Origin of the sequence: Salinibacterium hongtaonis, assembly GCF_003065485.1 — a bacterium.
Lineage (GTDB): Bacteria > Actinomycetota > Actinomycetes > Actinomycetales > Microbacteriaceae > Homoserinimonas > Homoserinimonas hongtaonis.
This window is the reverse complement of the sequence record NZ_CP026951.1, coordinates 767,878-781,922: the sequence shown is the minus strand read 5'-3', so window position 1 is coordinate 781,922 and position 14,045 is coordinate 767,878. Positions and strand designations below refer to the sequence as shown.

The 14,045-nt window shown below is 64.6% G+C and carries 14 protein-coding genes; 8 read left to right on the top strand and 6 right to left on the bottom strand.

Annotation, left to right across the window (positions count from 1 at the left end):
• Positions 1–66 precede the first annotated feature (66 nt).
• Genes C2138_RS03840 through C2138_RS03830 form a run of 3 tightly spaced genes read right to left on the bottom strand, consistent with a single transcriptional unit; the run spans position 67 to position 1,802 of the window.
• Positions 67–645, bottom strand: a complete 579-nt coding sequence (locus C2138_RS03840; RefSeq protein WP_108515671.1) for a GNAT family N-acetyltransferase — start codon at positions 643–645, stop codon at positions 67–69.
• A 24-nt stretch (positions 646–669) separates the two neighbouring features.
• Positions 670–1,332 (bottom strand): uracil-DNA glycosylase, encoded by a 663-nt coding sequence (locus tag C2138_RS03835; RefSeq protein ID WP_241961169.1) that lies wholly within the window; start codon positions 1,330–1,332, stop codon positions 670–672.
• Positions 1,329–1,802, bottom strand: a complete 474-nt coding sequence (locus C2138_RS03830) for a phosphoribosyltransferase (protein WP_108515667.1) — start codon at positions 1,800–1,802, stop codon at positions 1,329–1,331. Before C2138_RS03830 ends, C2138_RS03835 begins: the two co-directional genes overlap by 4 nt.
• Positions 1,803–1,863: 61 nt before the next feature.
• Here C2138_RS03830 and C2138_RS03825 point away from each other — a divergent pair, with 61 nt between their 5' ends.
• Positions 1,864–3,402 carry an MFS transporter gene (locus C2138_RS03825; RefSeq protein ID WP_108515665.1) on the top strand — a complete coding sequence of 513 codons (1,539 nt, stop codon included), beginning with the start codon at positions 1,864–1,866 and terminating at the stop codon, positions 3,400–3,402.
• Here C2138_RS03825 and C2138_RS03820 read toward each other — a convergent pair.
• Positions 3,392–4,183, bottom strand: coding sequence for an SDR family oxidoreductase (locus C2138_RS03820; RefSeq protein WP_108515663.1), 792 nt, complete (start codon positions 4,181–4,183; stop codon positions 3,392–3,394). The two genes, C2138_RS03825 and C2138_RS03820, sit on opposite strands and share 11 nt — an antisense overlap.
• Before the next feature lie 49 nt (positions 4,184–4,232).
• On the opposite strand from C2138_RS03820, the gene C2138_RS03815 reads away from it, so the two are divergent.
• The 7 genes from C2138_RS03815 (at position 4,233) to C2138_RS03785 (ending at position 11,941) form a co-directional block, all read left to right on the top strand.
• Positions 4,233–5,354, top strand: a complete 1,122-nt coding sequence (locus C2138_RS03815) for an acyltransferase family protein (RefSeq protein ID WP_241961168.1) — start codon at positions 4,233–4,235, stop codon at positions 5,352–5,354.
• A 118-nt stretch (positions 5,355–5,472) separates the two neighbouring features.
• Entirely contained in the window at positions 5,473–6,792 is a 1,320-nt protein-coding gene (locus C2138_RS03810) for a bifunctional o-acetylhomoserine/o-acetylserine sulfhydrylase (RefSeq protein ID WP_108515662.1), read from the top strand.
• A gap of 94 nt (positions 6,793–6,886) precedes the next feature.
• Positions 6,887–8,092 carry a homoserine O-acetyltransferase MetX gene (gene metX, locus C2138_RS03805; RefSeq protein ID WP_108515660.1) on the top strand — a complete coding sequence of 402 codons (1,206 nt, stop codon included), beginning with the start codon at positions 6,887–6,889 and terminating at the stop codon, positions 8,090–8,092.
• Positions 8,089–8,769 carry a response regulator transcription factor gene (locus C2138_RS03800; protein WP_233245617.1) on the top strand — a complete coding sequence of 227 codons (681 nt, stop codon included), beginning with the start codon at positions 8,089–8,091 and terminating at the stop codon, positions 8,767–8,769. The genes metX and C2138_RS03800 overlap by 4 nt, the downstream gene beginning before the upstream one ends.
• Before the next feature lie 28 nt (positions 8,770–8,797).
• Complete coding sequence (locus C2138_RS03795; protein WP_241961167.1) at positions 8,798–9,994, top strand: sensor histidine kinase; 1,197 nt, start codon at positions 8,798–8,800, stop codon at positions 9,992–9,994.
• The gene (locus C2138_RS03790; protein ID WP_108515657.1) at positions 9,991–11,238 is read left to right on the top strand and encodes a hypothetical protein; all 1,248 of its coding nucleotides are present in this window, start codon (positions 9,991–9,993) and stop codon (positions 11,236–11,238) included. The genes C2138_RS03795 and C2138_RS03790 overlap by 4 nt, the downstream gene beginning before the upstream one ends.
• 34 nt (positions 11,239–11,272) lie before the next feature.
• On the top strand, positions 11,273–11,941 hold the full coding sequence (locus C2138_RS03785) for a response regulator (RefSeq protein WP_108515655.1): 669 nt from the start codon (positions 11,273–11,275) through the stop codon (positions 11,939–11,941).
• On the opposite strand, the gene C2138_RS03780 is transcribed toward C2138_RS03785, so the two are convergent.
• Both C2138_RS03780 and C2138_RS03775 read right to left on the bottom strand, forming a co-directional pair.
• Positions 11,938–13,158 carry a glycosyltransferase family 87 protein gene (locus tag C2138_RS03780; RefSeq protein WP_108515653.1) on the bottom strand — a complete coding sequence of 407 codons (1,221 nt, stop codon included), beginning with the start codon at positions 13,156–13,158 and terminating at the stop codon, positions 11,938–11,940. The genes C2138_RS03785 and C2138_RS03780 overlap by 4 nt on opposite strands.
• Positions 13,155–14,033, bottom strand: coding sequence for an ADP-dependent NAD(P)H-hydrate dehydratase (locus tag C2138_RS03775; protein WP_108515652.1), 879 nt, complete (start codon positions 14,031–14,033; stop codon positions 13,155–13,157). Before C2138_RS03775 ends, C2138_RS03780 begins: the two co-directional genes overlap by 4 nt.
• Positions 14,034–14,045 lie beyond the last annotated feature (12 nt).

The window sequence follows — 14,045 nt, the reverse complement described above, 5'->3', positions numbered from 1 at the left end:
TATGAGCTCGGGCCGACGCGACGACCCTGTGGGGAGTCGGCCTGGCGCGGGGTGCCTCCTCCACGACTACTTGAGCGACTTTTGCATGAGAATCGTGCCGAGCCAGCGGCCGAACTTAAACCCGACCCGGCCCATCCGCCCGATTTCGGTGAACCCGAACTTCTCGTGCAGCCTGATTGAGCCCTCGGCACCGCGATCGGCGATGACCGCCACAATCTCTTTGATTCCGGCCGCCTTGGAGCGAAGGATGAGCTCGTCCATGAGCGCGTAACCGAGGCCTTTGCCCGTTGCGGCTGGCCCCAGATAGATGGAGTTCTCCACCGTGAATCGATAGGCGGCCTTCTCCTTCCAGGGATACACATAGGCAAACCCGAGAATCTCGCCGGAGGGGCTTTGGGCAACAATGAACGGAAAACCCAGTTTTTGGACGTGCGCGAACTTGGACCTCAGTTCGCGCAACGCCATCGGTTTCTCGTCGAACGTGACGGTGGAATTGGCGACGTAGTGGTTATAAATCGCGCGAATCGACGGAAGATCTTCTACGGTCGCGGCGCGCACGGAATAGGCGAACTGCTCAGGCTCCGGGGCCTTAGGCCTCAAGTGAACTGGCAGCTTGCGCCGCACCTGGTATTCCTCTTCGAGCATTGCGTCACGTCCTCGCCCGCGTCGTCATTCGATGTCCCAATCGATGGGATCGGCACCCTGCGTCGATAAGAGCTTATTCGCCCTGCTAAAGGGGCGAGAGCCGAAGAAGCCCCGCGACGCAGAAAGCGGGCTCGGATGCGCGGAGGAGACGATGGGGGTCGCCCCGAGAAGCGGCTCGAGCGAGCGCGCCTGGGTACCCCATAGCATGGCGACCAGGGGTGACCCGCGACCTGCAAGCGCGCTGATGGCGGCATCCGTGACCAATTCCCAGCCTCGCCCCCTGTGCGACCCCGGCTCCCCCGGCCGCACCGTGAGAACCCTGTTGAGCAACATGACGCCCTGTTTGCTCCAGCTCGTGAGGTCTCCGTGGGCGGGCGGCGTAACCCCCACATCGTCGGCCAGCTCGCGGTAGATGTTATTCAGGCTTCTCGGCAGCGGACGCACGTGGCGCTCGACGGCAAACGACAGCCCGATGGGATGCCCCGGCGTCGGATACGGATCTTGGCCCACGATGAGCACCCGCACATCGGCGAAAGGATGCTCGAACGCGCGAAACACGTCAGCCTGCGCCGGCATATACTGCTCCTCCCCCGCAAGAAACTCCCCCAGCGACGTGATCGTCTCAGCGACAGGGGAAAGCGCGGCCGCCCAGCCGGCGTCCATCCGCTCAGGCGGCCACGCGATCATGCTGTGACGGGAGGAAGAACCGACCAGGGAAAGTTGATCCACCGGTCGGTCGTCTTCCAGACATAATCGGGCTCCTGCACCGTGCCGGGCTTGCTGTAGAGGCACACCGAGCGCACATCCGCTCCGTTGTCTCGCAGCATCGCGAGCACAAGGGCAAGTGTGCGACCCGAGTCGGAGACGTCGTCGACGAGCAAAACTTTCTTGCCAGCCAGAGCGGCGTGATCGAGCATGGGGGGCAGAACCACGGGCTCGGCCAGGCGAGTGCCGACACCCGTGTAGAACTCGACGTTAAGAGCGCCGCAGCTCTTGGCGCCAAGGGCGTAGGCGATCGAGCCGGCGAGGAGCATTCCCCCGCGGGCGATCGCGACAACGACATCGGGCATGAACCCGCTTGCGGCCACCGAGGTAGCCAGCTCACGCGACGCCTCCCCGAATACCGGCCAGGTCAGATTCTCGCGTTCGTCGTTCATGTGCACCCATCACTCAGAAGGGGGAATATCCCCGCCACCATTTCACCACTACGCTCACCCCATGCGGAAATTGCTGGGGTCACGCGCCGGTTCGGTCACGGCATCGCTCATCGGGTTTCTCTTCTTTGTCGAGTTCGTCAGCGGCATCCTGCAGGGCTTCTACGTGCCCCTGATCCCCGATTTGGTCGACTACCTCGGCATTCGCGACGCTGACTTCAATATCTTCGAAGGCAGCCAGTTGCTGCTCTCGGCCCTCGTCGTACCCATCCTCGCCAAGCTCGGCGACATGTATGGGCACAAGCGAATCCTGCTGATCTCTACCGTGCTCACGGCTGGCGCAACGTGGTGGTTGGCTTTCGCAGGGGACTTCACGTCGTTCCTGATCGCCTGGACGCTGCAGGGCTTTTACGTGGTCTGGCTGCCGCTCGAGATCGCGCTGATCTTCGACAAGGGGCGCAGAACGGGCCACGCAGCGTCGGCAACCCGCAAGGCTGCCGCGCTTCTCATCGTCGGGCTCGAAGCGGGAGCCATCGCGGGCGCGCTCGGCGGCGCCGCCGTCTTCGGCGCGTTCGGTGGCGAAGCGATGCTGCAGCAGTCCATGGTCCCCACGATGATGGTGCCGGCAATCGCCGTGACCCTGGTCTTCTTCGTCATCCTCTTTGGGGTGCCAGAATCTGAGCCGCTACCGAACCGCACCCTCGACTGGCTGGGCTTTTCGCTGCTCACGATGGGGCTCCTGCTCATCACCTCGGGCCTCACGTTCCTCAAGTTCAACGGACCGCAGCTCTGGGTGTTCGCGATAATGCTGCTCGGGGTGCTCGTGTTCGTGCCGTTTACCAAGTTCGAGCTGCGGCACAAGGACCCCGCGATCGACCTGCGGGTGCTGGCCCAGCCCAACATGTGGCCCGTTCAGCTGACGGCGTTCCTCATCGGCATCAGCATTCTGGGCGCGCAGGCACCTCTCTCGACGTATGCGGGCACGGATCCCGGCGAGGTCGGCTACGGACTCGGCCTCACCTCGGGAAGCATCTCGATTCTGATCGGCCTCTACCTGATCTCGATGATCGTGGGCGCGCTACTCTTCCCCCTCATTTCGCGGGTCTTCACACCCCGGACGGCGCTCATCATCGCAGCATTCTTCGTGGCGGCCGGATACCTGCTTTTCATCCCCTTCCATCTCGAGGCATGGCAGGTATTCACCAATATGGCCATAGCGGGGCTCGGAAGCGGTGTTCTCATGGGGGCAATGCCCGCCGCCGCAGCCGCAGCCGCCCCTCGCGGCCAGACGGGCGTCGCCTCGGCTCTCACCAACACCACCAAGACCATCGGCGGCTCGTTCGCGTCGTCGATCTTTGCCATCGTGCTCACGATCGGTGCAGTGCAGGTGGCTGGTTCGACCGCGAGCAGCCTGTTCGGCTACATGATGGTCTGGACGATCTGCGGCGTCGGCGCGCTCATCGCGGCCGCTCTGCTGTTTATGGTGCCCAAGCTGTCGTTCGCCGATGCTTCGGATTCTTCGGAGCTGGACGCCGCTGCGGCAACCCCGACGGCGCTGCTACCAGATGCCCGGCTCAGCGACAGCGAGAGCTCTAGTTCCTAGGAGTCAGCGGTTCACGCACAACCTTGTGCTGGGCCGCCTGCGCCACGGGGCGGACTACCACGAGGTCAAGGTTGATGTGCCCGGGCAGGCCAAGGGTCTGAGCAATGACCGTGGCGATGTCCTCGGCGACCAACGGATGCTCGACACCCTCATAGACGGAGTTAGCTCGTTGGTGATCGCCACCAACGCGGTTGAGGGTGAACTCGTCGGTGCGCACCATCCCCGGCGCAATCTCGAGCACCCGAATCGGCTCGCCCGCAAGCTCAAGGCGCAGCGCACCGATGACGCCGTGAACCGCGAATTTGGCGGCGTTATAGCCTCCGCCGCCCTCGTACGAGACGAGTCCCGCCGTTGAACTGACGGTGAGGATGTCTGCGTGGGCAACATCCCCGTCCACGGCTTCTGCCGCACCCTGGCGCAACAGCGGGAGCAGGGCACTCGTCACGCGCTGCACCGCAAGCACGTTGATGTCGAACATGCGCGCCCAGTCGTCCACCGAACTGGCTTCTACCGAGTCGGTGCCGAATGCACCCCCCGCGTTATTAACGAGCGCGTGAAGGGGGCCGCGGGCAGCAAGATGACTCCGGAGCGCAGCAACGTCAGAGTCGGAGGTGAGATCGGCCACAAAAACATCGGCCCCCGTCTCTTCTGCGAGTGCCGCCAGCCGGTCTGCCCTTCGGGCTACCCCTGTGACATCCCATCCCTCGGCGAGCAGCGCTCGCACTGTCGCTGCCCCGATTCCGGAGCTGGCACCCGTAACTACGACCCGTCGCTTGTTCACAGGTCCAAGGTACCGTTGCTTACTAGGGTGCTTTCACGAGGAGGTCTGAGTGGCTACTCGTTCCATAGCGGCCGGCGGGCGGCCCCGCGTGAGAGTGCCCCTGTGGGACAACGCGCGATTCATTGCTGTGACCCTCGTGGTGGTAGGGCACGGAATTCAACGGCAGATGGCCGAGAGCGATGTCGCCCTCGTGATCTATCTGGCGATCTATACGTTCCATATGCCGGCCTTCGCCATCATCAGCGGGTACTTCTCTAAGTCGGCGCCCCCCGGCGAGCGCCAGATGGTCAAGGTCATCACCGACATCCTGTTGCCGTACTTCATCATGGAGACCATCTGGACGGTGGTGAAGCTCCTTCAGGGCACAGGAGAGGTCAACCCGACGACGCCGTCATGGACGCTGTGGTTTTTGCTAGCCCTGGGCATTTTCCGGCTGATCCTGCCCTACCTCGCGCTGCTCAAATGGCCACTTCTTCTGGCGATCGCGGTCTCGGTTGGCGTCGGATATTTTGCCAATGTCGATAACACTCTGTCTCTCTCTCGGGCATTCGGCATCCTGCCATTTTTCGTGCTGGGGTGGCGGCTGCGGGAGTGGGGACTCGTCGACCGTTGGCGGTTTGCCACAACCTCACTCTGGTGGGCGCGTTCGGTGGCGATCGCTCTGTTCGCCGCCCTCATCACCGTCTTGGCCGTGTATGCGGACCTATGGCGGGAGATCGATCTGCGGTTCTGGTTGTTCTACGACGAGTCCTACTCCGACCTGGGCGGGCAGTGGTGGTCCGGCTTCGTGCGTCTCGCTCTCATCGCCCTGGCTGTGCTGTTCTCCGCAGCGTTCTTCGTTCTTGTGCCGCGTAGCACCACGGCCATCACCAAGCTCGGACAGGGCACGATGTACGTGTATCTGCTCCATAGCTTTGTTCTCTATCCGCTGCGAGAATCCACATTTCTGCGGGACCACTCAAGCGTTCCCTGGATCATCGCCACGATTGTCGGCTGCGTCCTGCTGAGTGTCGTGCTCGCCTCGAAGCCTGTGCGCCGCGTTTTTCGCCCGCTTGTCGAACCTCGCCCGACCTGGTTGTTCCGGTCTCCCCCGAGCCATCTCTCGGGCGAGTCGCGCATCGACCCCACAGGGTCACGACGCGACGGGGTGCAACGCCATCGACCGGAGTAGCGAGCACGTTACCGACTGTGTCGCACCGCGTTGACCCTGGTGTACCCCACTCCGTAAGCTCGGCCACGACGCGCACAACGGTCTTACGCCGCGCCACCACAGACTAAGGAGCAACACCATGAGCGACGCCTGGAAGTTTGAGACGAAGCAGATCCACTCGGGCGCCGCGCCCGACCCCGTAACCAATGCGCGAGCAACGCCGCTCTACCGCACTACGGCCTACGTCTTTAACAACGCCGACCATGCGGCGAACCTGTTCGCGCTCTCGGAGTTCGGCAACATCTACACCCGCATCCAGAACCCGACTCAGGATGTTTTCGAGCAGCGCATCGCCGCGCTCGAGGGCGGCACCGCAGCCCTGGCCGTCGCCTCCGGGCAGTCGGCGACGACCCTTGCGGTTCTCAACATCGCCCAGGCCGGCGACCACATCGTTTCGTCGTCGTCCATCTATGGCGGCACGTACAACCTGTTTAAGTACACGCTTGCGAAGCTCGGCATCGAGACCACCTTCGTCGAAAACCAGGACGACCCGAACGAGTGGGCCGCGGCCGTTCGCCCGAACACCAAGCTGTTCTTTGCCGAGACGATTGGCAACCCCAAGATCAACATCCTCGACATCGCTTCGGTGTCGTCAATCGCCCACGAGAACGGCCTGCCGCTCATCGTGGACAACACGATTGCAACCCCCTACCTGATCCGCCCGTTCGAGCACGGAGCCGACATCGTCGTGCACTCCGCGACAAAGTTCCTCGGCGGCCACGGCACGGTAATCGGCGGCGTCATCGTGGATGGTGGCCGCTTCGAGTGGTCCAAGAACGTGGACAAGTTCCCCGAACTCACCGAGCCAGACCCCAGCTACCACGGCGCCAGCTACACGGCCGCGGTGGGCGACCCCATCGCCTACATCATCAAGGCACGCGTTCAGTTGCTTCGCGACCTCGGCCCCGCCATCTCCCCCGATAACGCATTCGCGCTGATCCAGGGCATTGAGACCCTCAGCCTGCGCATCGAGCGCCACGTGCAGAACGCCCAGGATGTCGCCGAATGGCTTGATAACCACCCGGATGTCGACACCGTGTACTACGCCGGCCTGCCGACGAGCCCGTGGTACGGCCAGGCGAATAAGTACGCCCCGCGCGGCGTCGGCGCCGTGTTGTCGTTCGAGCTCAAGGGCGGCGTCGACGCCGGACGTGAGTTCGTCAACAGCCTGTCGCTGTTCAGCCACGTCGCAAACATCGGAGATGTGCGCAGCCTCGTCATCCACCCCGCATCGACCACCCACTCACAGCTCACGCCCGAGCAGCAGCTCACGACCGGGGTCACCCCTGGTCTGGTTCGCCTCTCGGTCGGCCTCGAGAACATCGATGACATCAAGGCGGATCTCGCTTCAGGCCTCACCGCCGCCCGCAAGGTGGCCGACGCGGCACGCCGCGCCTAGGCGCACCACCGCCGACACGGCATCACGACCCAGAAGGGCACCCGCGTAACAGGAACGCGGGTGCCCTTCGTTTTCGGCAATACTGGGCAGTGATATGGACTGGCAGACACCCGAAGACAGCGTTCCCTCTAGCTTCGTCACAGCGGCGAACAACAAGGCTCTCCTCGGCAAGCCTCCGGCCAGTGGAGCCTGGCGCGAAGGCGACCCGGCCGGGCATCGCCAGTTTGCCAACCTCGGGCCCCTCCCTCTTGAGCGCGGGCGACACATTCCCCACGTGCGCATGGCCTACGAGACCTGGGGCGAGCTCAACGACGACGCCAGCAACGCCATCCTCATCCTCCACGCGCTGACCGGCGACAGCCACCTGCTCGGTGCCGCCGGCATTGGGCACGCAACGGCCGGCTGGTGGTCCGGCATTGTAGGGCCGGGCAAGTACATCGACACCGATCGGTGGTTCGTGGTCGCGCCGAACATGTTGGGCGGATGCCAGGGCACGACAGGCCCGGCGTCGCACACGACAGAGGGCATTGAATGGGGCGCCCGCTTCCCCTACATCACCATCCGCGATCAGGTAAACGCTCAAGTATTGCTGAGCGATTCCCTCGGCATTTCTCGCTGGGCGGCCGTGGTCGGCGGTTCCATGGGCGGCATGCACTCCCTCGAATGGTCGATCGGGCACCCCGAGCGCCTTGAGCGAGTTGCGGTGCTCGCCGCGCCCGCGCTGAGCAGTGCAGATCAGATCGCGCTCAACTCTGTGCAGATCGAGGCGATCCGCATGGACGATGCCTTCGCCGGGGGCGACTACTACGACGCTGCTGACGGCGACGGCCCGTATCGAGGGCTTGCGCTGGCCCGCCGCATGGCACTTCTCAACTACCGCTCCCCCGACGAGCTCAACGCACGGTTCCAGCGAAGCTGGCAGAGCGACATCAGCCCGCTCGGCGACGAGGGCCGATTCGCCGTCGAGAGTTACCTCGATTTTCACGGCAATAAGTTCACCCGTCGGTTCGACGCGAACTCGTACGTCACCCTGGTCGAGGCAATGAACTCGCACGATGTTGGCCGCGATCGGGGCGGAATCGACGCCGCCCTCGACCGCGCGACGGCCAAAGCGCTGGTGCTGGGCATCGACAGCGACCGGCTCTTTCCGGTGCCAGACCAACAGATCATCGCGCGAGGGCTCAGCGGCAACATCGACGGCGACGAGGCCGTGGTGATCACCTCGAGCTTTGGACACGACGGGTTTCTCATCGAGGACGACCTCGTCGGCCCCCAGCTCCTGCGGTTGCTCTCGTCGTGACCGAAAGCACGCCGAGGGGCATCGAATCCCGCAGCCCTGCCCAGATCAGGGTGGCTGTTGTCGACGACCATCGGATCGTGCTTGACGGCGTGACCGCCCACATCCGTTTTCGCCACCCCGATATCGAGGTCGCCATCACGGAGACCACCTGGGTCGGCCTGCTCGCGCATCCGCTCTTTCCTGTCGACGTGGTCGTTCTCGACCTCGGGCTCGGCGACGACCTGCCCGTCGAGACGAAGCTGCGGATTCTCGCGACGGTCGGCGTCAAGACCGTCGTGATGAGCCGCCACGCCGACGCGTTCTCCGTGCAATCGGCCATGCGTGCCGGAGCTCTCGCCTTCGTTCCAAAATCAGACGATGCTGGCGAGCTCGTTCGCGCCATTCGGGCCGCCGCCGCCGGGCATCGGTACCGTGCCCACTCGGTGGCGCTCACCGAGATCGATGCCGTCAGCAGTTCGACCCCGGGTCTCGGTCGACAGGAGCTTCGGGCGATCATGCTCTACTCCACCGGCCGCTCCGTCAAAGAGGTTGCCGCCGAAATGGAGACGACCGATGAGACGGTCAAGTCATATCTCAAGCGCGCCCGGCGCAAGTACCGCGCGGTCGGAATCGACCTCGGCACGAGGGTCCTGCTGCGTCGCCATGCCGCGCGCGAAGGCTGGATCGGGCCGGAATAGCGCGGCTCACCGGCCCGATTGTACCCAGATGGGGGCCACGGTATGTGACGATTACACCGTGGATGCGCTGGGTCGGGAACGTGATCGCCTCCTTCAGCGATCCGCGCGTATGGTCGGAACGGCCAGCACCCTCGTCTCGTTTCTGTGTTTTCTGGTTCCCGGGCTCGTCGAAGCCGACATCCTGTTCGCCGTTGTACCGCTGTTCATCGTGCTGCTCGCCGTGCACCTGCTCATCGGCAACTCCCGGTCTCTTCCGCTGGTATGCGCTGGTCTCGTGGCGGGGCTCGCGATTCTGGCGGTCGTGCAGATCCCCGGCAGCGCCGAACCGAATGCCACCCTGCTCAACGCCATGTCGCCGCTCGCGGCGGGCGGGCTCTCGTCGTTCACGATGGTGCTCCTCGAGGGCCGATGGCGCCACACGGTGCTCGCGGTCGCCTACATCCTCTCCCTCGGTCTCATGGTGTCTGCGGCACCGACGGACGACCTTGCCGCGCGCGTGGCCATCCTCGTCACGTTCGGCTGGGCCCTCACCACGGTGTTCGCCTACTGGCTCAACGCGAGCGTTCCCCGTGCTGCCCGCCGCATCCGCAGCATCGGTCGCGCTCATATGGCCGAGCGCCGGGCGAGCGAAACAGAAGCCCAACGACGCCAGGGAGCCAGGTTGCTCCACGACACCGTGCTGGCGACGCTGACACTGCTTGCCCACTCCGGTGTTGGTGTCTCGGCGGACTCCATGCGGCAGCAGGCAGCGGATGACGCCAGACTGCTCCGCCAGCTCCGCCTCGGAGTGACGGTCAACCCGTCGAGCTCCGGAAACTACAACCTTGAGCCCGTGGCCGAGACTCCCCTGGGCACGACGCTCGAATCGGTGAAGCAGCGGTTTGGGCGCATGGGGCTCGAGGTTGCGTGGCACGGCACAGGGCATGTGCTCCTGCCGAGCGATGTACTCGACGCCTTTTTGCTCGCTCTCTCGGAGTGCCTGGAGAATGTGCGCAGGCATGCCGGCGTGAGCAACGCCCACGTGACCATCACGGAGGACGAGACCACCGTGCGGGCAATGGTCACCGACCAAGGAATTGGCTTTGTGCTCGAAGAGGTTGATGAGCAGAGTCTCGGATACAAAGAATCAATCGTCGGCCGACTCAAAGAGGTCGGCGGCAATGCGCGTCTCTTCTCGGCGCCGGGGGCTGGCACGACCGTCGTGCTGGAGGTTCCTCGCACATGACCTATCCCGACCTCGGAGAGAACACTCTCGGGGTGATCTTCGGCAAACGCCGAGGACTCCCCGGAGACGTGCCCACAGTGCGCACGCTCCGTCAAGCCAAAGAGATGGGCTCGACCCTGGGAACAGGCTTTCTCGGCGTCGGTGCGGGCGTCATCGCCGCCCTGCAGATGGTCTACGGGCTCACTCTGCTCGTGTGGAATTGGGATGCCTACCCCGACACCCTCCCCGTGGCTCTTGCCTGGCTCCTGCTGTTGCTGTGTCTCGGCGGGGTCGCGATCTCCATCGCGACCCGCGGAGAGAGCATGCCGAACTGGCTCTTTGCCATCGTGCTCGCCACCGTCTTCGGAGTCATCGCCCTCGACTTTGTCGCCATCTGGCCGCTCGAGAACATCGCAGGGTACGGCACCGCATCGCTCTGCGCCTCGGCCGGGCTGCTCATCTCGGTAACCCTCCGCCGCTCATGGGAGGTCCTGCTCGCAGCGGCGGGAGTCGCCATCGTGCTCGCCTGGGGCATCCTCGTCAATGGTCCGGTGACCACGACCACACTGCCCAGCCAACTCGGCTTTCTCACGCTCGCGGTGTTCCCCACCGTCGCGGGCATCTACATCATTCGCCGGTTTCGCAGGCTCGTGCAGACCGAACTCGACAGGGTTCTTGTGCAGAGCACCGTCTCGGCGCCGCGCTTCGCCGTCGGGATGCTCGCCTCAGAAGAGCTCGCCCGGCTCGACCTCGCGGCCGAGGAACTCCTCGACTCTGTTGCAACGGGACGGCTATCGCTCCCCCTCGATTCGCGGATGGCATCCCGGGCGGCCTCGCTCGCGACGGAACTGCGCCTGCATCTCATCGAGGGACGACGCGAAACCTGGCTTTATCACGCCGTAACGGAGTCGGAGACGCTCGGGCGGTCGGTCACGCTGAGTGACCGCAGCAGCCTCGCAGGCCTGCTGGGACGCCGGCAGCGCGACGGTTTGCTCTCAGCGGTCTGGTTGCTCGTAAGCGACCGCGCAACCCGCCCGGCGACGGTTGAGATCACCATCGGGCCCGCTTCTGCGGCCAATCGGCCTCGCACCGACGGCACGATTTCGGTGCCCATTGTGATCACCACCACCGGCATCCCCCGCAATCGCGTGGACCCCTCGACGTGGGAAGCTATCGGAAAGGTCGGCAGATATACCGACTCGACCTATGACTCAAGCCTGCGTGTCGAGATCAACTGTCTCGTAGACAACCCAGCTGACCATTAGCATTCAAGGCGTAGAGAGAACTAAAGGGGAAACAGTGTCAACTGCTCAGCCGCTCCGACTGGCGATCGTCGATGATCACAAAATGCTTCTGGGGGCCCTCACAGAGTGGGTGCGCTCTGCAGCACCAGATATCAACCTCGTCGCCGCTGTTTCTAGCTGGCCCGAGCTGCTGACGCATCCGCAGTTTCCCGTCGACGTTGTTTTGCTCGACCTCGACCTCAAAGACAACCTGCCGATCTCTCTCAAGATCTCCACGCTGCGCACCGCCGGCGTGAAGACCGTGCTCATGAGCACATACTCCGAGCCGAATGTTGTTCGCGAGGCCCTCGCGGCTGGCGCTCTCGGCTATCTCGTCAAGAGCGAAGACGCCTCGATGATCGTCGAGGCCATCCGCGCGGCGTCCAACAACGAGTCGTTCATCTCGGCGGAACTCGACCTTGCCATCAACGCGACAGAGGTCGGCGGAGCCCCCAAGCTCAGCGCCCAGGAACGCCGCGTCATGGCACTCTATGGGGGCGGCGAGCCCGTTAAGGCCGTCGCCTACCAGCTCGGAATCTCTGAGGAGACAGCCAAGTCGTACCTCAAGCGCATTCGCGAGAAGTACCGCATCGCGGGGATCGACGTTGGCACCAAGGTTGCCCTTCGTAAGCGCGCCATCACTGACGGCATCCTGCTGCGCAGCGACGGCCCGCGCGAGTTCTAACTTCTGCGCTGCCTCGGAGTCTTCACCATCGCGGTGATCGCCCAGGCCAGTAGCACGAACAGCAGCGCATTGCGCAGTGTGAGCACCGCCACCATGAAGACCTCTAGGTCGAGCAGGTAGCCGTAGAGGTACGGGTACACGAAGTGGGTGAGGCCCGCGATCGCCAGTGCGATAGCCGCGGGCACGCGAAACGCTCGTGCGGATGCTGCGCCGACGAGCCCGAAGATGATGGGCACCGCGAGCCATGCGATGAACTGGGGCGAGCCGACCTTATTCACTGCGATGAACGCCACGACAAACGCGAGGATCAGAGGGGGAAGCAGCGCCTCCTGCTTCGCTCCCCTGCCCTGTAGCCATACGGCGAGAAGCACAATCGACGCCACAGCGACGGCAAGGATCGCGGTCATGATCTGGGCCACGACCTCCGCCCCCGGTCCGAACACCTGATAGGTCAGCAGGTCGTCGTCGTAGTAGAGCCCGGCTTCCTGCGCTCCCAGCGCGCCAGCCCACAGCCAGGGCGCGCTCACGGGCGCCTCGATCTGGAGTCCGCGATCGGTCTGCTGCGTGATGAAGCTGAGCAGAACCTCGCCTCCACCCAGGAGGATCGTGGCGACAACGATGAGGGCCGTGACTACTGCGCCACCCGCGACGACCGACCACCGAGAGCGACTCGCGACCACGATCGCGGCGATTACGGCCGCGGGCCATACCTTGATCCAGGTTGCCACGGCGAGCAGGACCCCCGCTATGAAGGGTCGCTTCGCCAAGAGACACAGGGCGATTATGGCAATGGGCACGGTTATGGAGTCGATGCGCCCGACCGCGATGGGGCCGAGCAACAGCAAGAACGCGGTCCACCACCAGCCGACGCGCAAGGCTCGGGAACGGTGCGCCGGAGAAGAAGCGCCGAGAACAACGGCAAGCGCGGCACAGTTGAGCAGCACGACCAGTGCTAGCCACGTGACGACGTACCCCTGCGCGCCGCCGACAAAGGCGATCGTCATCGGCAGGAGCGCGAGAACGGGATAGACCCACGGTTCGTCGAAGCCCACCCACGGCCCCCCGCCGGCACCCTGCTCGATCCACCACTGATACAGGTACACATCGCCGAGCGGGCGCCCTTGGCCTGTGAGGGCAAGGCACGAGATCGTCACATTGACGGCAAGAAAGGCCACCCACAGCCAAATAGCGCCGGTCGTGGAGATGGTGCGCGTCACGCGAGAAGCTCCGCGACCGTGGGCGAAATCGCAGAGACGAGCTGTCGCACCGTGAACGGCCCACCCTGCGATGCCCGCTCCCCCGATCGCGAGTGGATGATCACTGCGGCGGCGGCGAGCTCGGCCAATTTCCACTCCCCCGTCGCAGCGATGTCGGCGGCGTGAGTTGCCACGAGGGCGCCCAGGATGCCCGCGAGCACGTCCCCGGTGCCCGCGGTTGCAAGCCACGGGGTTGCGGTAGGACAGCGGATGACAGCACCAGCCGGAGTGACGACGACGCTGCGGGATCCTTTGAGAAGAACCACAGCGGAGGCACGCTCGGCTGCCCTGATGGCGCTTGACACAGGGTCGGCGGCCACCGACGCCCTGTTCACGCCCAGCAGGGCTGCGAGCTCCCCGTGGTGAGGGGTCATGACGATGGGACCAACCGGCACGCCGGCGAGCGAGTTGCGCGGTCCCCCGTTTACAGCGTCGATGCGGCTGAGCGCGCCCGCGTCGACAACGACGGGCACTGTTGCGGTGTCGTCCTCGGCACGGCTCTCCAGAAGAGTCGCGGCAAGGCTGCCCTCGGCATCCGCTTCGCCGTGAACAGGAATACCCGAACCGGCGAGCCAGGCCTGGACCCTGCCGGGAGCGGTCACGGCCTCAGGGCAGTGCGCCAGCACGAGAGAGGCCGCCTCGGACGCCCCCCGAAACCGCACCATGCCAACCCCTGCCGCCAGGGCTGCCGAGACACCAAGAACCGCCGCACCCGGATAGCGGGAGGACCCCGTCACGATGCCGAGCACCCCGCGCGAGTACTTGTCATCATGCTCGTCTGGCTCCGCGATGAGCGCGCCAGCATCCCGTGCGGTCCAGTCCACGATGTCATACATGCCCCCCACGAT